At 70.1% G+C, this 19,565-nt stretch carries 25 protein-coding genes; 18 read left to right on the top strand and 7 right to left on the bottom strand.

Annotation, left to right across the window (positions count from 1 at the left end; genetic code table 11):
• Nucleotides 1-173: 173 nt before the first annotated feature.
• The 4 genes from OHS16_RS32130 to OHS16_RS16865 all read left to right on the top strand — a co-directional run bounded on the left by OHS16_RS32130 (nucleotide 174) and on the right by OHS16_RS16865 (nucleotide 1,983).
• Complete coding sequence (locus OHS16_RS32130; protein ID WP_443042632.1) at nucleotides 174-281, top strand: putative leader peptide; 108 nt, start codon at nucleotides 174-176, stop codon at nucleotides 279-281.
• A 146-nt stretch (nucleotides 282-427) separates the two neighbouring features.
• Nucleotides 428-1,267, top strand: a complete 840-nt coding sequence (locus OHS16_RS16855; RefSeq protein ID WP_328538024.1) for a sulfurtransferase — start codon at nucleotides 428-430, stop codon at nucleotides 1,265-1,267.
• Nucleotides 1,268-1,299: 32 nt separating this feature from the next.
• A complete protein-coding gene (locus OHS16_RS16860) occupies nucleotides 1,300-1,587 on the top strand; it encodes a DUF1416 domain-containing protein (protein ID WP_328538025.1) in 288 nt (95 codons plus the stop codon).
• Nucleotides 1,588-1,725: 138 nt separating this feature from the next.
• Nucleotides 1,726-1,983 (top strand): DUF3099 domain-containing protein, encoded by a 258-nt coding sequence (locus OHS16_RS16865; RefSeq protein ID WP_328538026.1) that lies wholly within the window; start codon nucleotides 1,726-1,728, stop codon nucleotides 1,981-1,983.
• Nucleotides 1,984-2,035: 52 nt separating this feature from the next.
• Here OHS16_RS16865 and OHS16_RS16870 read toward each other — a convergent pair whose 3' ends face one another.
• A complete protein-coding gene (locus OHS16_RS16870; RefSeq protein WP_328538027.1) occupies nucleotides 2,036-2,401 on the bottom strand; it encodes a DsrE family protein in 366 nt (121 codons plus the stop codon).
• Between the two features lie 300 nt (nucleotides 2,402-2,701).
• On the opposite strand from OHS16_RS16870, the gene OHS16_RS16875 reads away from it, so the two are divergent.
• The 3 genes from OHS16_RS16875 to ygfZ are packed head-to-tail and all read left to right on the top strand — an operon-like array spanning nucleotide 2,702 to nucleotide 4,744.
• The gene (locus OHS16_RS16875; protein ID WP_328538028.1) at nucleotides 2,702-3,265 is read left to right on the top strand and encodes an FABP family protein; all 564 of its coding nucleotides are present in this window, start codon (nucleotides 2,702-2,704) and stop codon (nucleotides 3,263-3,265) included.
• A 53-nt stretch (nucleotides 3,266-3,318) separates the two neighbouring features.
• Nucleotides 3,319-3,768 (top strand): Fur family transcriptional regulator, encoded by a 450-nt coding sequence (locus tag OHS16_RS16880; RefSeq protein WP_328538029.1) that lies wholly within the window; start codon nucleotides 3,319-3,321, stop codon nucleotides 3,766-3,768.
• Nucleotides 3,769-3,778: 10 nt separating this feature from the next.
• The gene (gene ygfZ / locus OHS16_RS16885; protein ID WP_328538030.1) at nucleotides 3,779-4,744 is read left to right on the top strand and encodes a CAF17-like 4Fe-4S cluster assembly/insertion protein YgfZ; all 966 of its coding nucleotides are present in this window, start codon (nucleotides 3,779-3,781) and stop codon (nucleotides 4,742-4,744) included.
• Between the two features lie 53 nt (nucleotides 4,745-4,797).
• On the opposite strand, the gene dtd is transcribed toward ygfZ, so the two are convergent.
• On the bottom strand, nucleotides 4,798-5,223 hold the full coding sequence (dtd, locus tag OHS16_RS16890; protein WP_328538031.1) for a D-aminoacyl-tRNA deacylase: 426 nt from the start codon (nucleotides 5,221-5,223) through the stop codon (nucleotides 4,798-4,800).
• 116 nt (nucleotides 5,224-5,339) lie between these two features.
• Between dtd and OHS16_RS16895 the strand changes: the two genes are divergently transcribed.
• Genes OHS16_RS16895 through OHS16_RS16905 form a run of 3 tightly spaced genes read left to right on the top strand, consistent with a single transcriptional unit; the run spans nucleotide 5,340 to nucleotide 8,212 of the window.
• Entirely contained in the window at nucleotides 5,340-5,927 is a 588-nt protein-coding gene (locus tag OHS16_RS16895; protein ID WP_328538032.1) for an RsiG family protein, read from the top strand.
• 45 nt (nucleotides 5,928-5,972) lie between these two features.
• Entirely contained in the window at nucleotides 5,973-6,947 is a 975-nt protein-coding gene (locus OHS16_RS16900; protein WP_328538033.1) for an asparaginase, read from the top strand.
• A 23-nt stretch (nucleotides 6,948-6,970) separates the two neighbouring features.
• The gene (locus tag OHS16_RS16905) at nucleotides 6,971-8,212 is read left to right on the top strand and encodes a GNAT family N-acetyltransferase (RefSeq protein WP_328538034.1); all 1,242 of its coding nucleotides are present in this window, start codon (nucleotides 6,971-6,973) and stop codon (nucleotides 8,210-8,212) included.
• A gap of 64 nt (nucleotides 8,213-8,276) precedes the next feature.
• Here OHS16_RS16905 and OHS16_RS16910 read toward each other — a convergent pair whose 3' ends face one another.
• Both OHS16_RS16910 and OHS16_RS16915 read right to left on the bottom strand, forming a co-directional pair.
• Entirely contained in the window at nucleotides 8,277-8,465 is a 189-nt protein-coding gene (locus OHS16_RS16910) for a hypothetical protein (protein ID WP_328538035.1), read from the bottom strand.
• Between the two features lie 187 nt (nucleotides 8,466-8,652).
• On the bottom strand, nucleotides 8,653-8,841 hold the full coding sequence (locus OHS16_RS16915; RefSeq protein WP_328538036.1) for a hypothetical protein: 189 nt from the start codon (nucleotides 8,839-8,841) through the stop codon (nucleotides 8,653-8,655).
• Nucleotides 8,842-9,096: 255 nt separating this feature from the next.
• On the opposite strand from OHS16_RS16915, the gene OHS16_RS16920 reads away from it, so the two are divergent.
• From OHS16_RS16920 to OHS16_RS16950, 7 genes are all read left to right on the top strand, one after another.
• The gene (locus OHS16_RS16920) at nucleotides 9,097-9,960 is read left to right on the top strand and encodes a winged helix-turn-helix domain-containing protein (protein ID WP_328538037.1); all 864 of its coding nucleotides are present in this window, start codon (nucleotides 9,097-9,099) and stop codon (nucleotides 9,958-9,960) included.
• Nucleotides 9,941-10,684 carry an HAD family hydrolase gene (locus tag OHS16_RS16925; protein ID WP_328538038.1) on the top strand — a complete coding sequence of 248 codons (744 nt, stop codon included), beginning with the start codon at nucleotides 9,941-9,943 and terminating at the stop codon, nucleotides 10,682-10,684. The genes OHS16_RS16920 and OHS16_RS16925 overlap by 20 nt, the downstream gene beginning before the upstream one ends.
• Before the next feature lie 124 nt (nucleotides 10,685-10,808).
• The gene (locus OHS16_RS16930; protein ID WP_328538039.1) at nucleotides 10,809-11,936 is read left to right on the top strand and encodes an aminoglycoside phosphotransferase family protein; all 1,128 of its coding nucleotides are present in this window, start codon (nucleotides 10,809-10,811) and stop codon (nucleotides 11,934-11,936) included.
• 283 nt (nucleotides 11,937-12,219) lie between these two features.
• Nucleotides 12,220-12,861, top strand: a complete 642-nt coding sequence (locus OHS16_RS16935; protein WP_328538040.1) for an HAD family hydrolase — start codon at nucleotides 12,220-12,222, stop codon at nucleotides 12,859-12,861.
• A 104-nt stretch (nucleotides 12,862-12,965) separates the two neighbouring features.
• Nucleotides 12,966-13,580, top strand: a complete 615-nt coding sequence (locus OHS16_RS16940) for a TetR family transcriptional regulator (RefSeq protein ID WP_328538041.1) — start codon at nucleotides 12,966-12,968, stop codon at nucleotides 13,578-13,580.
• A gap of 32 nt (nucleotides 13,581-13,612) precedes the next feature.
• Complete coding sequence (locus OHS16_RS16945; RefSeq protein WP_328538042.1) at nucleotides 13,613-15,631, top strand: HelD family protein; 2,019 nt, start codon at nucleotides 13,613-13,615, stop codon at nucleotides 15,629-15,631.
• A 202-nt stretch (nucleotides 15,632-15,833) separates the two neighbouring features.
• Entirely contained in the window at nucleotides 15,834-16,640 is an 807-nt protein-coding gene (locus tag OHS16_RS16950) for a hypothetical protein (protein WP_328538043.1), read from the top strand.
• A 70-nt stretch (nucleotides 16,641-16,710) separates the two neighbouring features.
• On the opposite strand, the gene OHS16_RS16955 is transcribed toward OHS16_RS16950, so the two are convergent.
• The 3 genes from OHS16_RS16955 to OHS16_RS16965 all read right to left on the bottom strand — a co-directional run bounded on the left by OHS16_RS16955 (nucleotide 16,711) and on the right by OHS16_RS16965 (nucleotide 18,718).
• Nucleotides 16,711-17,634, bottom strand: a complete 924-nt coding sequence (locus OHS16_RS16955) for a ketopantoate reductase family protein (protein WP_328538044.1) — start codon at nucleotides 17,632-17,634, stop codon at nucleotides 16,711-16,713.
• Nucleotides 17,635-17,744: 110 nt separating this feature from the next.
• Nucleotides 17,745-18,095, bottom strand: coding sequence for a hypothetical protein (locus tag OHS16_RS16960; RefSeq protein WP_328538045.1), 351 nt, complete (start codon nucleotides 18,093-18,095; stop codon nucleotides 17,745-17,747).
• Nucleotides 18,096-18,244: 149 nt separating this feature from the next.
• Nucleotides 18,245-18,718 (bottom strand): carboxymuconolactone decarboxylase family protein, encoded by a 474-nt coding sequence (locus OHS16_RS16965; RefSeq protein ID WP_328538046.1) that lies wholly within the window; start codon nucleotides 18,716-18,718, stop codon nucleotides 18,245-18,247.
• A gap of 348 nt (nucleotides 18,719-19,066) precedes the next feature.
• On the opposite strand from OHS16_RS16965, the gene OHS16_RS16970 reads away from it, so the two are divergent.
• Nucleotides 19,067-19,564 carry a helix-turn-helix domain-containing protein gene (locus OHS16_RS16970; RefSeq protein WP_328538047.1) on the top strand — a complete coding sequence of 166 codons (498 nt, stop codon included), beginning with the start codon at nucleotides 19,067-19,069 and terminating at the stop codon, nucleotides 19,562-19,564.
• Nucleotide 19,565 lies beyond the last annotated feature (1 nt).

Genomic DNA, 19,565 nt, shown 5'->3' on the forward strand with positions numbered 1-19,565 from the left:
CCCGGATGATGAGACAGGGGTGTCCGGTCCGCAGATGGCGGGTAAGCAGACCGACGCGATGAGGGCGGCCGTGGGCCCTTCGCTCTCCTGATCGTCTCGCATTGCGGACGATCGCGTCTCAATATGCGACACGCCGGTGACATCTCCGCCCGTACTTCCCTACGATCGTCTCCATGCAGCGTTATTCGAGCGGTCTCCGTACCCGGGGACTGGCGGTTCTCACGAAGCGGCGGGCAGTAGACCTGTGCCGCGTCGCCGCCATGCTCTGTCGCGCCGTCTGAGCGGGAGCTCCGCCTCCCGTATTCCGGGACCCTTCGACCGTTGTCAGGGTCCGCCCCCGGTGCCGGATGCGCCCCCACGCCGCTGTGGACCCGTATGCCGGCACCTCCGCACCACCCCGCCGCACACTGCCCCGGAGGAGAGCCGCATGAGCCGCAGCGACGTACTGGTAGACGCTGACTGGGTCGAGGCCCACATCGATGACCCGCAGGTCGCCATCGTCGAGGTGGACGAGGACACCTCGGCGTACGAGAAGAACCACATCCGCAACGCCATCCGCATCGACTGGACCAAGGACCTTCAGGACCCGGTCCGCCGTGACTTCATCGACCAGGCCGGCTTCGAGAAGCTGCTGTCGGACAAGGGCATCGGCAACGACACCACCGTCGTCCTCTACGGCGGCAACAACAACTGGTTCGCGTCGTACGCCTTCTGGTACTTCAAGCTCTACGGTCACGGCGACGTCCGGCTGCTCGACGGCGGCCGCAAGAAGTGGGAGCTCGACTCCCGTGACCTGGTCGACGCCGTTCCGTCCCGCCCGGCCGCAAACTACAAGGCCAAGCCGCAGGACGAGTCGATCCGCGCCTACCGCGACGACGTGGTGGCCGCGATCAACAACCAGAACCTGGTCGACGTGCGGTCGCCCGACGAGTTCAGCGGCAAGCTGCTCGCCCCGGCGCACCTCCCGCAGGAGCAGTCGCAGCGCCCCGGCCACGTTCCGAGCGCCCGCAACATCCCGTGGTCGAAGAACGCCAACGACGACGGCACCTTCAAGTCCGACGACGAGCTCAAGGCCCTCTACGAGGACGAGCAGGTCGATCTGGCCAAGGACACCATCGCGTACTGCCGTATCGGTGAGCGCTCCGCGCTGACCTGGTTCGTGCTGCACGAGCTGCTCGGCCAGGAGAACGTCAAGAACTACGACGGTTCGTGGACCGAGTACGGCTCCCTGGTGGGCGTACCGATCGAGCTCGGCGCCAACAAGTAACCCCTCCTCTCCGACCTGAAGGACAGATCCCTATGTGTGGAGCAAAGGCCGGCGGCCCCGACGCTTCGACCATCAAGCCCGGTGAGACCACCATCCAGGGCAGCGTGACCCGCGACGGCGAGCCCGTCACCGGTTATGTGCGCCTGCTGGACGCGACCGGCGAGTTCACCGCGGAGGTCCCGACCTCGGCGACCGGGCAGTTCCGCTTCTACGCGGCCGAGGGCACCTGGACGCTGAGGGCGCTCGTCCCCGGCGGCACGGCGGACCGTACGGTCGTCGCGCAGACCGGCGGTCTTGCCGAGGTCGCGATCGCGGTCTGACCGCATCGTGCGCTGAATTCAGTGACCGGCCGAAGGGCCGCACCCCCGGGGGTTGGACGCCGCCGAACATACGGGGTGCGGCCCTTCGTGCCATCCCGGACCGGCGCACTCCGGGCCCGCCGGACTTACGCTGGACCCATGTACTCGCGACGTCGGCGCGGCTATTTCCTGCTGATGGGCGGATGTCTGGTGCTGTTCATATCCGCCTGGGCCTTTGTGCGTCTCTGGTCGGTTCCCGCTGCCGTCGGGATGTGCCTGGTGGCCATGATCATTCCGCCGATCGCCGCGGTGGTCGGCAACCGGCGCGGCCCCGAGGACCGCTGGTGGGACGACCCGTCGGGCGACAAGAAGTCCGATGAGTGGTGGGACGAGCTGGACGGAAAAAAGCGGCGTTAGCCGGGGCCGTGGCGCAATCGGCGCGGACCGGAACCGACGGGGGCTGCCGTCGTCAGTAGACGAGCGCCTGTACGCCGTCCGCCATGGCTTCCTGAACGAAGACCTGCGCGCCCGCGATCCGTACGCCGTCCAGGACGTCCTGCTCGGTGATGTCCCGCCGGGCCGCGCACTGCGTGCACAGGGTGACCTGCCCGCCTGCCTGGATCGACTCGATCAGATCGGGCAGCGGCGCGGCGTGCGGAAGCTCGAACTCGGCGGCCCTGCCCGGCAGGGCGAACCAGGCCGACTCCCCGGTCAGCCAGAGTGAGACCTGCACGCCGCTGGCGACGGCGACGGCGGCCACGGTAAAGGCCTGGGAGCATCGCTCCGCCGCGTCCGAACCCGCTGTCACCTTGATCACTAGCTTCTTCTGCGCCATGGCCGAACTGTAATCGCCGGGCGCGAGGCCTCCGGCCCTCCCGGTGGCCCGGCGCGGCCGCCGTGGCGCCGGGTCCGGCCGGTGGTGCGGGGCGCCCGCCCGCTTGCCGGCCACCTCGCAGAGAGGGCCCGGCCCCCACCCACTAGGCTGGGACCCGGCCGTTCTGCCTCCACCGTTCATGCAAGGAGCACCCCGTGCTTGACGCAGTCTTCATCGCCCTTCTGATCCTGGTCTGCGTCGGCGTGCTCGCCTTCGCCGGCCTGTCCGTGAAGAAGCTCTACCAGGGCCAGCGCTGACGTCATGATCGAGATTCCGTCGGACCTGCATCCGAGCCTCGTCCCCCTCGTCTTCCTGCTCGGCAACTGGGAGGGCGCGGGCGTCGCCGATTTCCCGGGCGACGAGAAGTGCAACTTCGGCCAGGAAGTCACCTTCACCCACGACGGCAGGGACTTCCTCGAGTACGTCTCGCACACCTGGGTGCTCGACTCCGATGGCAGGAAGGTCAAGCCGCTGGAGTCCGAGTCCGGGTACTGGCGCGTCGACGAGCACCGCAAGGTCGAGGTCGTCATGGTCCGCGACCAGGGAGTCGTCGAGATCTGGTACGGCGAGCTCGCCGACCAGAAGCCGCAGATCGACCTCGTCACGGACGCGGTCGCCCGTACCGCCGCGTCCGGACCGTACAGCGGCGGCAAGCGGCTCTACGGCTACGTGAACAGCGATCTCATGTGGGTCGGTGAGAAGGCCACCCCCGAGGTCGAGCTCCGCCCGTACATGTCGGCACATCTGAAGAAGGTCGTCGATCCGAGCGAGTGGGCGAAGGACCTCAAGGACCTGCCCGACGACGGGATCGCCTTCTTCAAGTAGACCGCCCGCACCGAGCAGGGCGACCGGGGCGGGGCGCTGCCTAGACTGGAGGCGTGGTGACCACCGACTGGCAGAGCGACCTCCGCAGGCGCGGATACCGGCTGACCCCGCAGCGGCAGCTGGTGCTCGAGGCCGTGGACGCGCTGGAGCACGCGACGCCCGACGACATCCTGACCGAGGTCAGGAAGACGGCGCGCGGAGTGAACATCTCCACCGTCTACCGGACCCTGGAGCTGCTGGAGGAGCTGGAGCTGGTCAGCCATGCCCATCTCGGGCATGGCGCCCCCACGTACCACCTCGCGGACCGGCACCATCACATCCATCTGGTCTGCCGGGACTGCACGGACGTCATCGAGGCGGACATCGCCGTCGCCGCCGACTTCACGGCGAAGCTCCGCGAGACCTTCGGATTCGACACCGACATGAAGCACTTCGCCATCTTCGGGCGCTGCCAGAGCTGTACGGACAAGTGCGCCGGTGAGACTTCCGGCGGCCGGTCGTAGGCTTACGGACATGAAGAGCCCGCTGCTGACCCTGCCCGGCGCCGTCCCCGCCGAAGGACGTGACGAAGGTGTCGCCGCGCACTACGGCGACCTGTTCCGGGAGCAACGTGAACTCGCGGCCGGTGCCGGTCTCGTGGACCTCTCGCACCGCGGCGTGGTCACCGTCTCCGGCGACGACCGGCTGGGCTGGCTGCATCTGCTGCTCACCCAGCACGTCAGCGAGCTGCCGGCGGGCCGGGCCACCGAAGCGCTGATCCTCTCCGCCAACGGGCACATCGAGCACGCCCTGTATCTCGTGGACGACGGCGAGACGGTGTGGGCGCACGTGGAGCCGGGGACGCAGCAGGATCTGATCGCCTACCTGGAGAGCATGAAGTTCTTCTACCGGGTCGAGGTCGCCGACCGCAGCGAGGACATCGCGGTGGTGCATCTGCCGGCCGGTTCGATCGCCGAGGTCCCGGACGGTGTGGTCGTGAGGGAGACGGCGCACGGCCGTGATCTCTTCCTGCCGAGGGACCGGCTCGAGGCGTACGCGGCGGAGCACGGCCCGGTTGCGGGGCTGCTGGCGTACGAGGCCCTGCGGATCGAGGGGCACCGGCCGCGGCTGGGACTCGAGACCGATCACCGCACGATCCCGCACGAGCTGGGCTGGATCGGCGGCGCCGTTCATCTGGAGAAGGGCTGCTACCGGGGCCAGGAGACGGTCGCCCGTGTCCACAACCTGGGGAAACCGCCGCGCCGGCTGGTCTTTCTGCATCTGGACGGCAGCGAGGTGCTGCTGCCCGGGCACGGCACCCCGGTCCGCCTCGCCGCGGACGGCGAGGAGGGGCGCCAGCTCGGCTTCATCACCTCGTCGGCGCGCCACCACGAGCTGGGGCCGATCGCGCTCGCCCTGGTCAAGCGGAACGTACCGGTGGACGCCGAGCTGATGGCGGGGGACACGGCCGCCGCCCAGGAAGTCGTCGTCGAACCCTGAGCCCGGCCCCGGGCCCGTGTCCGAAGCGGATACGGGTTCCGGCCCCCGGGGCATCAGACGTCGAGCAGCACCGTGAACGGGCCTTCGTTGGTCAGCGAGACCCGCATGCTCGCGCCGAACCGGCCTGTCTCCACCGTCGCCCCCAGGGCGCGCAGCCGGGCCACCACCTCGTTGACGAGCGGCTCCGCCACGTCACCGGGCGCGGCCGCGTTCCAGGTGGGGCGGCGGCCCTTGCGGGCGTCCCCGTACAGCGTGAACTGTGAAATCACCAGCAATGGTGCATTGACGTCCGAACAGGACTTTTCGTCCGCCAGGATCCGCAGCGACCAGAGCTTACGGGCGAGCTGCGCCGCCTCCTCCTCCGAGTCCGCATGGGTGACACCCACCAAAACGCACAAACCCTCCCCGCTGATCTCCCCAACCGTCTCACCAGCAACGACGACGCTCGCGCCGTTCACTCTCTGCACCACTGCACGCATGCGAACCAATCTATCCGGGGCCGAACGGGTGCAGAGCGTCAGCAGGGGCACCACAGGGAGTGGCACCATGCACGGGAGGCGGTGCACCGCACCGGTCGAGGGGACGGATTACGCATATGAGCACATCTGGCGCCAGGCAGTCGCCCGGTCCCGTATCCATGACCCGGTTCAGCTCCGCTCAGCGGCCACCGGTGCAGCGAGCCGGGGACGCGCTCCCCGCGGTCGCCGAGCACGACATCGGTGCGCTGCGTCTGCCGGAGCTGCGGTCCCTGCGCAGGGACGCGCAATCGGACGAGGCGGATCTCAGCTACGTACGGCGGATGCTGCACGGGCGGATCGACATCCTCCGTGCCGAGCTGTCCAGGCGTGCCGGCCCCGACTCGCCGGTGGTCGAGCGGCTTTCCGAGATCCTGGCGGATCTGCCGTCGTCGCACCGCTCGTCGGCCCGGCACGTCACACTTTCCCCGCCGCGCAGCGAGGAGAACCGGAAACTGGCGGCCGACATGCTCGCCGAGGTGGAACTCTCCGACCTCGGCGCCCGGACGGACGAAGAGCTGCATACCGGCATGGGCCGCCTGGTCCGCCACGAACAGCAGGTCTCACGCCGGCGGCAGCATCTCCAGCGGACCGCGGATGATTGCAGTGCGGAGATCGCCCGCAGGTACCGTGAGGGCGAAGCGCAAGTAGACGATCTGCTCACCTGAGGCGATCCCTCGGCTGAGCGGGTCCCTTCTCCGGGAAGGCCGACGATGACCTCCACTTCCACCGCCCCCATATCCCCCGCTGTCCCGCCGGTGCTCGCCGAAGTCGTACGTTCCGGCTTCGTCGAGGGCCGGCACCGGGGCTCGCTGGTGATTCTCGCCGCCGACGGGAGCGTGGAGTTCACGCTCGGAGACCCCTCGCTGCCCGTCTTCCCCCGCTCCAGCAACAAGCCGATGCAGGCCGCCGCCGTGCTGCGGGCCGGACTGGATCTGGCGGGGGAGCGGCTGGCCCTGACCGCGGCCAGCCACTCGGGCGAGGGGTTCCAGCTCGAACTGGTACGGAAGATGCTCGCCGAATACGGCCTGCGGGAAAGCGATCTGCAGTGCCCGCCCGATCTGCCGCTGGACCCCGTCGAGGCCGAGTCCTATCTCGCGGCCGGCCGGGACCGGGAGCGCGTGACCATGAACTGCTCGGGCAAGCACACCGCGATGCTCGCGGTGTGCGCGCTGAACGGCTGGCCGGCCGACTCCTATCTGGACCCTTCTCACCCCCTGCAGCGACTGGTGCTGACCGTGGTGGAGGAAGCGGCGGGCGAACGGGTCCCCGCGGTCGGCACCGACGGGTGCGGGGCGCCGTTGATGGCGGTGAGTCTGGTGGGTCTCGCGCGGGCGTTCCGTTCCTTCGTGCTCGCCCCCGAAGGCACCGCGGAGCGCCGGGTGGCGGATGCGATGCGGGCCCACCCGGAGTACGTGGCGGGCAACCGCAGGCCCGACACCTGGCTGATGCGCGAACTCCCGGGCGCGTTGTCCAAGATGGGCGCAGAGGCGGTTCAGGCGCTGGCCCTGCCGGACGGCCGTGCGCTGGCCTTCAAGATCGATGACGGAGCGACCCGGGTGCTGGGCCCGGTACTGGCGCGCACGCTGGAGCGGATGGGTGTGGACAGTCCGGTCCTCGCCCGGCTGGCCGACTCCCCGCTGCTCGGCGGCGCCGAGAGGGTCGGCGAAATCCGCGCGACAGTCTGAGCACGGGTACCTAGCGTGGGCGTATGACCGTCGACATCCGCACCGTCACCGAGTCCGAATTCCCCGGCTGGCTGCGCGCCGTGCACACCGGCTTCCTGCAGCCGCCGGTGGCCTCCGACGAGGAGGTGCGCAGCAGGCTTCCGCACACCGATCTGTCGCGCACCCGGGGGGCCTTCGACGAAGGGCGCTGTGTGGCGACGTTCCGCTCGTTCGCCCAGGAGATCAGTGTCCCGGGCGGCGCTTCGCTGCCCGCGGACGCGATCACCAACGTGACCGTGACCCCCACCCACCGCCGCCGCGGACTGCTCAGCCGGATGATGGCCGCGGACCTGGCGGCGGCCAGGGAGCGCGGGGACGTGCTGGCCACGCTGATCGCCGCCGAGTATCCGATCTACGGCCGGTACGGCTTCGGGCCGGCGGCGGGGATCTGCGAGTGGACGGTCGACGTTCCGCGCACCGGCCTCGACCGGTGCCGGCCGGGTCCGGAGCAGGGCCGGATCGATCTGGTCGACGCCGCGGACGTCCGCGGGCTCGGACCCGGCCTGTACGCGCGCTTCCGCGGGCTTCAGCCCGGTGCGGTCACCAGGGACGACCGCTGGTGGGCCGGCAGCACGGGCTTCGAGCGGCTTCCGGGACAGACCTGGACGGAGCCCTTTTACGCGGTCTACCGGTCGCCCGCCGGTGAGATCGACGGCCTGCTCGTCTACACGGCCGACGACACGTGGGGCGACGCCAAGCAGCCGCTGAACACCGCGACCGTGCGGAGCCTGATCGCGGTGTCCCCGGCCGCCGAGCGCGCGCTCTGGCACTACCTCTGCTCGGTCGACTGGATCACCACCGTGAAGACCGGCCGGCGGGGTCCCGATGACCTGCTGCCCCTGTTCCTGCCGGATCCCCGGGCCGCCCGGATCACCCAGCAGGCGGACTTCCTGTGGGTGCGGCTGCTGGATGTCCCACGGGCGTTGGAGTCCAGGACGTACGAGGCCACAGGCACTCTGGTGCTCGACGTGCGCGACACGGACGGGCTGTCCTCCGGCCGGTACCGGCTGGACGCGTCGCCGGACGGCGCGGTCTGCGCGCCGTCCTCCGGACCGGCCGATGTCGTGCTGGACGTAAGGGAGTTGAGTGCCCTGTACCTCGGTGACGCATCGGCGGTCCGGCTCGCGGCGCTGGAGCGGATCACCGAGCGGACACCGGGCGCGATCGCGGTCGCCGAGGCGCTCTTCCGTACGGCGGTGCGGCCCTGGTGCCCGGACGTGTTCTAGCCGTGTTCCAGAAGTGGCGGGGCAGCCGGGGCTGCTCACAGACGGCGCAGGTCTTTCGAGCGGATCAGCCGAGTGCGGGCTGAAGGAGCAGGACGAGGCCGATGACGCCGAGTCCGGCACAGGTGGGGTTCCTGGTCTTTGCTCCGATGGTCAGCAGTGCGAGGGCGAAGAACCCCACGACCCCGGAATCCTGCTGGACGAAGGTCTCGAAGAGAAGGACGAACACGGCGGGGGCGAGTGCGAAGAGCGGCATGACGGACTCTCCTTGGCAGGGTCGGTCGTGGGTGGTCCTACCGGCTGCGCACCCGGCAGTGCACCGGCTGCGCTCGAAGCGGCCGCAGCGCCTGTGCCATGCGTGCGGCCGGAGCCGGGCCGTCGTGGGGGCTGGTCGCGGGGTGGGGAGAAGTGCCGGGCCGGAGGCCCGGCGGGTGGGGCGGCGGTCAGCCGATGACCGCCTGCACCTGGATCACCAGCATGAACGCCCCCAGGCAACTGCAGGGAACGTTGGCGGACTTCACTCCGACCGTGAGCATCGCGAGTCCGATCAGACCGGCGATGCCGAACGCGGACTGGACGGTCTGCTCGATGACGAAGCCGAGTGCGGCCAGCAGAAGAGCTGCGGTGGGCATGGGGTTCCCTCCTTCGGGATGGCTGGGAGCGCCGGTGCCCGTACCCCGTTGTACGGCTCCTGTGCCCCGTGGAGAGGTATAACCAGTCAAGTGCCCAGACAAGTTGGCCCGGTTGACTTGAGTTACATGTTCCCGTTCACGACATGCCCGTAAACTTGTCTGGTGACTGGTCTGGTTGGATGACCGAGAAGTGCACCCCTGTCTGTTCGGTCATGTCAATTACGCGAAGGTGTGCGGTAGTTGTACGGTGGAGGCGTGCCAACACGTGACGCAGGCAGTGAGGACGGCAGGAAGTTCCAGGTCATCGCGGGGGACCTGAGGACGGAGATCACCGACGGCGTCTACCGGGTGGGCCAGCAGCTGCCGTCGCAGCGCGAGCTCCAGATCAAGTACGTGGTCTCGCGCGAGACGGTGGGCAGGGCGCTGGACGTACTCAGGGACGAGGGGCTGATCTCGTCCAGCCGTGGCCGGCCGGCCACGGTGACCGCGGGCGCGGCCGCCCCGGCGGTCGCCCGTTCGGCGCAGGTGACCCTGCAGCCCAGGCTGAAGGAGGCCTTCGAGGCCGAGGACATCACGATGGACGTCCTCTCGCTCACCTCGGAGACGATGGACCGTCATCTGGGCTCCCAGGTGACCAGGATCCACGACGGCGAGATCCAGCCGCGCAGCATCGCGCTGCGGCTGATGCTTCCCGACATCACTGGCATACGGCTCGCGTTTCCCTGCGGCGTGGACGACCCCGAGGACGACCGTCCGCGCAAGCGCCACCGCGACATGGTGATCAACCATGCGAAGTCGCTGCGGCAGTCGCTGCTCAAGCTCCGCCACCGGGGACTGGTCCCCGAGGTGTCGGTGCAGATCCGGACCGTGCCCTTCACCCCTCCGCTCAAGTTGTACCTGCTGAACAAGGACCAGCTGCTCGAGGGCTATTACACCCTTGAGCAGTGGACACCCGAGCCCATCGACGGCGTCGAGGTCACCATCCTCGACTCGCTCGGCATGGGCGCGACGCTTTTCCCGTACACCAAGCCCGACCAGGCACTGAAGGTGGAAGCGGCGCAGACATTCTTCGACTCCTACTGGGACCAGCTGTCCCAAGATGCGGATTTCGGCGACTGACGTGCTGCTCTCCTCCGGCCCCACCCCTTCCCCGACCCCCGAAGCCGGACTGCGCACGCTGCTCTCCGCCGCCTCGCTCGTTCTGTGGGACTTCGACGGCCCGGTCTGCGGGCTCTTCGCCGGGCTCCGCGCCCCCCGGATCGCTGCCGAACTCCGCTCCATGGCTGCCGCCGTGCTGCCGCGGTGGCGGGAACTCGACGGCCTCGACGACCCCCTCGCGGTACTGCGGCGCAGCTACGACGCCTTTCCGAGCGATCCGGACGGGCTTGTCTCCGCCATGCGCAAGCGGCTCGAGGAACTGGAGACCCACGCGGCGGCGACCGCCGAGCCGACGCCGGGGGCGTTCGAGCTGATGGAAGGGCTCCTGGCGGCGGACAAGCGGCTGGTGATCGCCACCAACAACAGTGAGGCCGCGGCCCGCGCCTATCTCGAACTGCACGGGATCGTGACGTACTTCGGGGCGGTCGTCGGCCGTCATGACGACCCCCGGCTGATGAAGCCCCACCCCTACTGCCTGGAGCGTCTCCTTGCGGAGACCGGTACCGGCGCGGCCGACGGCCTGATGATCGGGGACTCGCCCGCCGACGCGGTGGCCGCCCGGGCGGCCGGTGTCGCGTTCGTCGGCTATCACCCCGCCCCTGCGAAACTGCGGCGGCTGAGGGAGGCCGGTGCTGAGCACCTGGTCGCTGACCTTGCGGCCATGAGGGCGGCGATCGACCGGTAGGAGAGGTCAACTCGCCTCTCTGTTCAGGGGTTTGAGATCTTCGGTACTCTTGGGTATGAAGGTGAGCGGTGGGCCCGGGACGGCCCGCCGGCGAGTTCTCCGGTCACGAGAGCGCAGGAGCCGCATGCCCGATGTAGCCCGCAGCGCCTCAGGTCGTACGGTCGACAGCTGGGAAATGCTGTACCGGACAGCCGGCGAGGGAGAGCCGCTCAGCGGCTACTACCACCGCAACTACCGTGTCGGGCTGCCCCCCGCGCTCGCCGAATCGCTTTCGCTGGCGGCCGGTACGCCGGTGAAGGTGCGCGCCCCGATCCCTGACGCGGTCCAGTTCAATCTGCGCATCTGGCCCGAGGGAGAGCTGCTCGGCGCCATAGCAGGCCGAGTGGACGGGAGCCCCCGGGTGCTGGTCCACCGGCCGGGTTTCACCGTGTACTCCTTCGCGCAGGGTGAGCCGCTCTCCCGTCTGACCGGTCGGGACCGGCCCGCCGGTCGCCGGTACGCGGAGTCGATGGAGCGGCTCTTCCGGCAGACCGCCGCCGTACCGCCGGGTCTGCTGCCGCCGCGCCCGGAGGGCTGGCCGGCGGACGGGGACTGCGCGGGCTTTCTCCGTACCCTCGTCGATTTCACCGATTCCGAGGTCAGGGGACGCTGCAGTCCCGCGCACCGTGAACTGTTCACGGCGCTCGGCGTATCGGGTGACGCACTCGCGCGGCTGCGGGACCGGGCGGACGGGCTGGGGGAGCGGCCCTTCGCCCTGCTGCACACCGACGCCCATGCCGGGAACCTGATCGTCGCCGAGGACGGCGGGCTTTCGCTGATCGACTGGGAGCTGGCGCTCTTCGGTGATCCGGTCTACGAGATCGCCTCGCATCTGGCGCGCATGCGCTATCCGAGGCGCGGGCAGCGGCAGGCCGCGATCCGGGCCTGGCGTGCGGCGGTCGCCGCGAGCTGTCCAGGGGCGCTGGCCGGACACCGCGCCGCGTTGCGGATCTATCTGGACTTCGAGCGGCTGCTCTCGGTCCACATCGATGTGATCCGGCTGACGATGGCTCTGGTGCTCTGTCCCGAGCCGGCCGTTCTCGCGGCCACCGCGGCGGGCATCCGCACGGTGCTCGAGGCGGCGCGTGGTCCGCTGGGACTCCGCCGGGTGCCGGGCACCGAACACATCGCGCCTGCCTGTGCGGTGTGGCTGCGAGCCGTACGGTCAGGTGCCCGGCTCGCCGGGACGGAGCCGGGGCGGCGCGCCGCGTGATCTTCTTGCGGACGACGGCGGGTGATTGCTCCCAGGCCCGTGCGCGAGGGCCCCAGGAGTGGTTCGATGTTCCCCAGGACGCACCATCTTCGAACATGGAAGTGCGGGACGCACTACACCCGAACACGCCGTTGCCCAGGCCGACTTCACCACGGAGTGCGCAACGGCCCCCGGTGCGTCCTCCGGCAGGACCTCCGGCACGACCTCTGATTCGACGCGAAGTGAACAGGCGGCATCCTTGATCCGTGAAAACCTCAGAGCCCGGATCACATCCACGCGATGTGTGCTGTTCGATTTCGACGGCCCGCTCTGCCGCCTCTACGCCCACCACACGGGGCGGACCGCACGGACCGTGGCTGCCGAGATGCTTCAGCTGGCGCGGGAGCACGGGATCACCCTGGAGCGCAGCGACCCGCTGGACATCCTGCGTGCGGTAGGTGAGCTCCGGCCGGACAGCGGTTTGGTGACGGAACTGGAGGAGTGGCTGACCGAGCAGGAACTGCGGGCGGTCCCCGGCGCCTGGCCGGCGATGTACGCGGACCGGGTGATCCGGACCTGGAGCGCGGGCGGCTGCCGGCTCGCGGTCACCGCGGACACCTCGTCCCGGGCGGTCGAGAAGTATCTGGCAGGGCGGGGGCTGGCCGAGTGCTTCGCTCCGCACATCTACGGGCGCGACGCCGGTCCGGACCCGCTCACCCCTGATCCGCAGGTGCTGCGCAGGGCGCTGAGCGGTCTCGGCGCCGACCCCGGCACCACGCTGATGATCGGTGACTCGGTGACGGACCTCAGGGCGGCCGAGGCGGCCGGCGTGGCATTCCTCGGATATGCGACCCATGACCGGCACGTCGACGAACTCGCCTCGGCCGGTGCCGAGTTGGTGCTGAACACCTTTGAGCCGGTGCTCGACATCCTCTGGGGCAGGTAGCCGGCCCCCACCCCGGCCCGCCCTCCGCCCCGGACTCCGGGCCCTCGCCCCCCGGCCGGTGCGTCCGATCAGCCGCCGGCCGCTATTGCGTACGCTCTTTCGTCATGGACGGCGAGATGGGCTTGCGTGAGCACAACCGGCAGCGGACCTACTGGGCGATCTCGAACGCCGCGATCGCGCTCTTCCTGGAGAAGGGATTCGACCAGGTCTCGGTGGCCGAGGTGGCGGCAGCGGCGGGAATCTCCAAGCCGACGCTCTTCCGCTACTTCCCGGCCAAGGAGGACCTGGTGCTGCACCGGTTCGCCGACCACCAGGACGAGGCGGCCGCTGTCGTGGCGGGGCGCCCCTCGGGCCAGTCGCCGCTGGAGGCGCTGCGGCTCCACTTCCTTGACGCCCTGCGGCGCCGTGATCCGGTCAGCGGGCTCAGCGAGGAGAAGGAGGTGCTGGCCTTCCACCGGCTGCTGTACGGGACCCCGGCACTGGTCGCCCGGCTGTATGCCTACACCAACGGCAGCGAGGAGTCGCTCGCCGCCGCACTGGGCGGAGGGCTGGACGCGCGGCTGGCGGCCGGCCAGATCGTGGCCGTGCGGCGGATCCTGGCCGAGGAGAACTGGCGCCGGATCGAGGCGGGGGAGAGCGTGCGGGAGGTCGGACCGGATGCGGTGGCCGCTGCCGAGCGAGCCTTCGCACAGCTCGGGGCGGGGATCCAGGAAAAGTAAAATATGTTACTCGGTTACGTTATTCTGGGTGGATGACGCCACTCGACCGGGAACTCAGCGCGGAGCGGACCTACCACGAGGCCTGCCGGGCGGCCCTGACCGGAATGGTCCGGAACGCCGCCGAGCAGGTCATCACCGGCGAGAACGCCTTCGCTTCGGGTGCCGACGCGGAAGTGCTCGGCTATCAGCTGCGCAGTTGGGCCAAAGAGCTGCGGGAGGAACCCGACAGCCCGCTGTTCTTCGGCCGGCTGGACTTCGCCGCCGACGGTGAGGACGACGCCTCCAGGGACCACCGGGGGCAGAGTTACCACATCGGCAGGCGCCGGATCAGCGAGCATCCGTCGGCACCGCCCCTGGTCGTCGACTGGCGGGCACCGGTCTCGCGCACCTTCTACCAGGCGAGCGCCGGTGACCCGCTCGGCGTGGCGGTCCGCCGGCGCTTCGGCTGGGCGCCGGCGAGCGCCGGGGCGTCGGATGACCTGACGGCTCTCGAGGACGAGCACCTGACGGAGGGGGGCGGCGGCGGGAGCGCCATCCTGGCCGGTGAGATCGAGCGGCCCAGGGTCGGTCCGATGCGCGACATCGCCGCCACCATCCAGCCCGACCAGGACGATCTGGTTCGCGCCCACCTCAGCCGATCCATCTGTGTGCAGGGCGCGCCGGGCACCGGCAAGACCGCCGTCGGCCTGCACCGGGCCGCGTACCTCCTCTACACGTATCCGCAGCGGATCCAGCGGAGTGGTCTGCTGATCCTCGGCCCCAACCGGACCTTCCTCTCCTACATCTCCGAGGTGCTGCCCGCGCTGGGCGAGATCGATGTCCGGCAGTCGACGGTGGACGATGAACTGGCCCGACACCCGGCGAACGGCGAGGACGGACCCGGTGCGGCGGCGCTCAAGCACAGCGAGCGGATGGCCGTGGTCCTCAGAAGGGCGCTGTACGCCGGGGTGTCCGTCCCGGTCGAAGAGGTGGCGGTGCCCGACGGACCCGTCCGCCGGCGCATCGGACTCGACGAGCTGAGCCGGATCGTCGCCGGCGTCCTTGCGGAGGAACCGCTGTACGCGGTGGGGCGTGAGCGGGTGCGCAGCAGGGCGGTGGATGTGCTGCGGCGTGACGCCGAGCGCCGCGACGGGCCGCCGGGCCAGGAGTGGCTGCGCAGGATGGGCCGGGCCGCAGCGGTCTCCGCGTTCGTGGACGCGGTATGGCCGAAGGTGGCGGCGGAGGAGACGGTGGCCTCGCTGCTCACCGACCCCCACGTGCTGGCAGTGGCGGCCGACGGGGTGCTGACGGCCGACGAGCAGAAGGCGCTGCTCTGGACGAAACCGCCGCGGTCGTGGCGCAGCGCCCGGTGGTCGGCCGCGGATCTGGTGCTGATCGACGAGGTGAGCGGCCTGATCGAGCGCCCCGAGGGGTATGGCCATGTGGTCATCGACGAGGCCCAGGACCTGTCACCGATGCAGTGCCGTGCGGTGGCCAGACGGGTGGACTTCGGATCGGTGACGGTGCTCGGTGATCTGGCGCAGGGCACGACGCCCTGGGCCGCGCGCAGCTGGCCCGAACAGCTCGGCCATCTGCGGAAACCCGCAGCTGCCACCGTCCCGCTCACCGTGGGATTCCGGGTCCCGCAGGTGATCGTGGAGCTGGCGAACCGACTGGTGGGGGCGCTCGGAGTGGATGTTCCACCAGGCCGTTCGCTGCGCAGGGACGGTGAGTTGAGGATCCGGCGGGCCGACGATCCGGTGACGGTGGCGGCCGAAGCGGTGCGCGCGGCGCTGGCATACGAGGGCTCGGTCGGTGTGATCGCCCATGAGACGGACATCGGGGCGCTGGACGCGGCACTGGCCGGGGCCGATCCGGACGGGCGAGTGAGCGTGCTGCCTGCGACGATGGTGAAGGGGCTGGAATTCGATCATGTGGTGGTGGTCGAACCCGCGGCGATCGCCGGGGCGGAGGAGCGCGGGCTGCACCGGCTCTATGTGGTGCTGACCCGGGCGGTCTCGCGGCTCGACCTGGTGCACTGCCGTGCGCTTCCCGCTGAGCTGGGACTGTGAGGAGAGCCTCGCCGAGGGCGCCGATGAGGCGCCGGGGCCGTGTCGGCGGACCCGGTGCCCCGGGCCGCTGACGTGGTGCGCGAGGGTGGGGGCACGGAGAGGGCCTCCGGGGTGGACGTCCCGTGCACGCGGTACGTCTTCCACGATGCCCGCCGCAGGGGCCGGGGGTCGGCGGCCTGCGGGCGGGCGAGTGAGGGACGACATGGACATCGTGGTCGACTTCGACCAGGACCCCTCGGCCGGGGAGCGGTTGGCGCGGGAGCTGTACGCCGGGTTGCCGGCCGGCGGACCGGCCCCTGGCGCCGACCCGCCGCATGGGCTGCTGGGGACCGCGGTCGCCAGGGCCGACGGCGCCCTCCTGGGCTGGGCACCGGTGTACTGCGCGGGCCCGGAGACCGATGTGGCCACCGTGCAGCGGGTGTTGGTGGCCCTGGAGCGGGAACGCATCGTCTCAGGTCACAATGCCGAACCGGACGGAACGGACGACGAGGAGGCCGTCCTGCTCCGCCTCTTCCGGCGCGCCGCCGACGAGGCCCGCGCCGCCGGATTCGCCATGCTGCAGTGGAGCGACACGGAGGCCGAACTCGATGCCCGGGTCGCTGCCGAGCTGGAGGCCTCCGTACACCGGGAGATCGGCCGGAAGTGGGGCAGTTCCGCGCTCGACCGCTGGAAGCCCAGGACGGCCCTGCCGGCCGTGCGTACCCAGCCTCCGGCGTCCGGGCCCGGCTGGCAGGGTCTGGAACTGCTGACACCCGGTGGCGGCGCGGCGCGGATCGCCGCGGTGGTGTCGGGCGATGAGATGTATGTGGAGAAGGTCGGCCACCATGGCATCGAAGCGCCTGAACTGGGCGCCCTGGTGGCCGAGTTCATCGTCCAGGTACGCCGGGTGCACCCCTCGGTGGTGTCCTTGCAGGTCCGTGAGTCCGCGGATGACGTACTCGCGGCGGCGCTCAAGGCGGCCGGGCTGCGGATCAGTCACCGCTGGTGGGAGTACCGGCTGGCCCTCTGAGAGGGACCAGCGGGTCCGGCCGGGGCCCTCCGAGGGGGGCGAGCCGGTCCGGCCGGGCGCCCGGGATCAGTCAGTCCCCGGCGGTGCGGTGCTGATGGACGCGCAGATGCATGGTGGCCAGATCCAGCAGTGGCGTGGCCACGGACAGGGCGCGGGCGCGGGTCAGCAGGTCGCCGAAGAGGTGCTCGACCTCGGTCGGCCGGCCCTCGACGACATCGCGGTACATGGACGAGGCGAACGGACTGCCGGCCCGGGTCAGCAGCTCCTCGGCGAAGGCGATCTTCTCCTTCGGCACCGGGTTGCCGGAGGCAGCCGCCACGGCGGCGGCCTCCGCCAGAATGGCGGGGCCGAGCCCGGCTCCGCCGGGGACGGCGGTGACATCGCCGACCGTGCCGCGCATCAGACAGGTCAGCGCACCGACCGCGGTGATGAAGACCCACTTGTGCCACATCTCGGCGGTGATGTCGTCCGATGTGTGCACCTCCACCCCCGCTCCGCTCAGCAGGGCATGGATCTCGTCCACCCGGGCGGAGGGCCCGCCGCCCTGTTCGCCGATGGTCAGATTCGCCATCGGGGCGAGGCGGACGATGTCTCCATGGTCGTTCAGAGTGGTGACGATCATGGCCACGCCGCCGAGCACCGCCCGCTCGCCGAAGCGCGCGTTCAGTTCGCCGATGTGCGCCATGCCGTTGAGCAGCGGGACGATCGCGGTCGTCGGGCCGATCGCCGGGGAGACGTCCTCGATTGCCTGCCCGATCGCAGTGGACTTCACCGAGAACAGCACCAGGCCGTAGGGACCGGTGAGTTCGCCGGCGGTGACCAGCCTCGGAGTGACCGTCAGATCGGTGCCCAGACCGGTGATACGCAGCCCCCTTTCCCGCAGGACCGCGGCGCGTCCGGGGCGGACCAGAAAGGTGACATCCAGCCCTGCATCGGCCGGCAGGCCTCCGAACCAGCCCCCGGTGGCCCCGGCTCCGACGACGAGAATCTTCATGAGCGTGCACCCTTCACGAGGCCTGCGGAATCAGGCGACACCGTATCCCACGTTGGTTCGATGAGTGAACCGACCGGTCGGGGCGGGGCAGTGCGGTGCGCACACCGGGTTCATCCGATACCCGGCGGTGCGTCGAGGAGGAGCCATCCGTCCAGTTCCGTCTCACCTGGAGCGACGGGCAACGCGCCGTGCCCCCGGGCCACTTCCAGGAGCCCGCGGACAACACGCGGTTCACGGAGATTGAGCAGGTCGCCATGGTCTGTCATGACGCAGCCCGCGTACCAGGCCCCTTCCGCGACGAAGCGGCCTGCGCCGGCACGGAAGACGATCCTCAGAACGGTGTCCGCGCCCTCCTTGTGCAGGGAGAGTATTTCCCGGCAGTCCCCGTGCCGGTGACGCACCGACCACAGCCAGGTGGTGTCGCCGGCGGTAAGGCGGCGGAGCCGGCGGTCGTTTCCCATCCCCCCACCGTATTCGGTGCCAACGGGGCCTGGATGAACGGCAGTCGGACCGCCGACGGCCGGAAGCGCACCCCGGGCGCCGCGCGGCGGTGCCCGGGGCGTGTGCTGCCGCTTGTCGCCGCTCGCCGGACGGCGCGGGCGGCCGTCTGTCAGTGGAACTGGCCGACCTGGTAGTCCCCGGCGGGCTGCTGGGTGATGACGTTTCCGCGGTTGAAGGCGTTGATGACCGCGATGAGGGTCACCAGGGCGGCGAGCTGGTCCTCGTCGTAGTGCTTGGCGGCGTTCGCCCACACCTCGTCCGATACGCCGCCTGCCGCGTCCGCGATGCGGGTCCCCTCCTCGGCCAGCTCCAGGGCGGCGCGCTCGGCGTCGGTGTAGACCTTGGCCTCCCGCCAGGCCGCGACCAGGTTGAGCCGCACCGCGGTCTCCCCGGCCGCGGCGGCGTCCTTGGTGTGCATGTCGATGCATCCGGCGCAGCCGTTGATCTGGCTGGCGCGGAGCATCACCAGTTCTCGCGTCGCGGCCGGCAGCGTCGAGTCCGCGAGCGCGCCGGCCGCGGCGATGATGTGCTTCATGGCCTTGGCTGCGACCGGGCTGGCCATGACGTTCAACCGAGCTTCCATGGTGCACTCCTGTGTCGTCGTCGGTGGTTACACCCCTAGGACCGAACAGCACCCGCGCGTTGTGACACGAACGAAGGTGACCTGCGTCTCACCCTCCCCGGCGCCGTGGCAGCGGCCACCCCCGCCGACGTTCAGGTCCGCCGGCCCGGCGGGATCCCGTAGTGGCGCTGTCCGGAACCTGTCGCCATGTGACCGGAACCCAGCCACCCATGTTTACGGAGGGCCGGACTGTCTATCCGTCCCCCAGACGGGGCGGCGGCTGCGAGTCACCCCGCCGAACGGGTGGTGTAGAACACTTTTGCAAGCGTCTGCTTGCAAAAGTTAGCGCTGCGGGTGCAGCATCGTGTCATGGCATCACTCAACGTCGGCAATGTCGGCGAGTATCTGCGCGAACAGCGGCGCACCGCGCAGCTGTCCCTGCGTCAGCTCGCCGACGCCGCCGGGGTGTCGAATCCGTATCTCAGTCAGATCGAGCGCGGACTCCGCAAGCCGAGCGCGGACATTCTGCAGCAGCTGGCCAAGGCGCTGCGTATCTCCGCCGAGACGTTGTACGTCCAGGCCGGGATCCTCGATGAGCGGGAGCGGGACGAGCTGGAGACGCGCGCCGTCATCCTGGCCGACCCCTCCATAACCGAGCGCCAGAAGCAGGTGCTGCTCCAGATCTACGAGTCCTTCCGCAAGGAGAACGGACCCGAGGCGGATTCACCCCGCACGGCGGATGCGGCTGCCGGCCGTGACGCGGACGGCAGTGATGCCGGGCAACCCGCGGAGCACGACGGGAAACACGCCCCGCATCGCGAACGGAAGCACGACCAGAAGCACGACCAGACGTACGAACAGAACTGAT

Source organism: Streptomyces sp. NBC_00344, assembly GCF_036088315.1.
In the GTDB taxonomy this organism is placed as follows: Bacteria; Actinomycetota; Actinomycetes; order Streptomycetales; family Streptomycetaceae; genus Streptomyces.

Coding starts and splice junctions, on each gene's coding strand:
- OHS16_RS16865 (WP_328538026.1), top strand. CDS start 1,726: ATGTACTCGCGACGTCGGCGCGGCTATTTCCTGCTGATGGGCGGATGT.
- OHS16_RS16925 (WP_328538038.1), top strand. CDS start 9,941: ATGCGGATTTCGGCGACTGACGTGCTGCTCTCCTCCGGCCCCACCCCT.
- OHS16_RS16945 (WP_328538042.1), top strand. CDS start 13,613: ATGACGCCACTCGACCGGGAACTCAGCGCGGAGCGGACCTACCACGAG.
- OHS16_RS16950 (WP_328538043.1), top strand. CDS start 15,834: ATGGACATCGTGGTCGACTTCGACCAGGACCCCTCGGCCGGGGAGCGG.
- OHS16_RS16900 (WP_328538033.1), top strand. CDS start 5,973: ATGACCTCCACTTCCACCGCCCCCATATCCCCCGCTGTCCCGCCGGTG.
- OHS16_RS16895 (WP_328538032.1), top strand. CDS start 5,340: ATGAGCACATCTGGCGCCAGGCAGTCGCCCGGTCCCGTATCCATGACC.
- OHS16_RS16855 (WP_328538024.1), top strand. CDS start 428: ATGAGCCGCAGCGACGTACTGGTAGACGCTGACTGGGTCGAGGCCCAC.
- OHS16_RS16930 (WP_328538039.1), top strand. CDS start 10,809: ATGCCCGATGTAGCCCGCAGCGCCTCAGGTCGTACGGTCGACAGCTGG.
- OHS16_RS16955 (WP_328538044.1), bottom strand. CDS start 17,634: ATGAAGATTCTCGTCGTCGGAGCCGGGGCCACCGGGGGCTGGTTCGGA.
- OHS16_RS16910 (WP_328538035.1), bottom strand. CDS start 8,465: ATGCCGCTCTTCGCACTCGCCCCCGCCGTGTTCGTCCTTCTCTTCGAG.
- OHS16_RS16915 (WP_328538036.1), bottom strand. CDS start 8,841: ATGCCCACCGCAGCTCTTCTGCTGGCCGCACTCGGCTTCGTCATCGAG.
- OHS16_RS16905 (WP_328538034.1), top strand. CDS start 6,971: ATGACCGTCGACATCCGCACCGTCACCGAGTCCGAATTCCCCGGCTGG.
- OHS16_RS16970 (WP_328538047.1), top strand. CDS start 19,067: ATGGCATCACTCAACGTCGGCAATGTCGGCGAGTATCTGCGCGAACAG.
- ygfZ (WP_328538030.1), top strand. CDS start 3,779: ATGAAGAGCCCGCTGCTGACCCTGCCCGGCGCCGTCCCCGCCGAAGGA.
- OHS16_RS16960 (WP_328538045.1), bottom strand. CDS start 18,095: ATGGGAAACGACCGCCGGCTCCGCCGCCTTACCGCCGGCGACACCACC.
- OHS16_RS16860 (WP_328538025.1), top strand. CDS start 1,300: ATGTGTGGAGCAAAGGCCGGCGGCCCCGACGCTTCGACCATCAAGCCC.
- OHS16_RS16940 (WP_328538041.1), top strand. CDS start 12,966: ATGGACGGCGAGATGGGCTTGCGTGAGCACAACCGGCAGCGGACCTAC.
- OHS16_RS16965 (WP_328538046.1), bottom strand. CDS start 18,718: ATGGAAGCTCGGTTGAACGTCATGGCCAGCCCGGTCGCAGCCAAGGCC.
- dtd (WP_328538031.1), bottom strand. CDS start 5,223: ATGCGTGCAGTGGTGCAGAGAGTGAACGGCGCGAGCGTCGTCGTTGCT.
- OHS16_RS16875 (WP_328538028.1), top strand. CDS start 2,702: ATGATCGAGATTCCGTCGGACCTGCATCCGAGCCTCGTCCCCCTCGTC.
- OHS16_RS32130 (WP_443042632.1), top strand. CDS start 174: ATGCAGCGTTATTCGAGCGGTCTCCGTACCCGGGGACTGGCGGTTCTC.
- OHS16_RS16870 (WP_328538027.1), bottom strand. CDS start 2,401: ATGGCGCAGAAGAAGCTAGTGATCAAGGTGACAGCGGGTTCGGACGCG.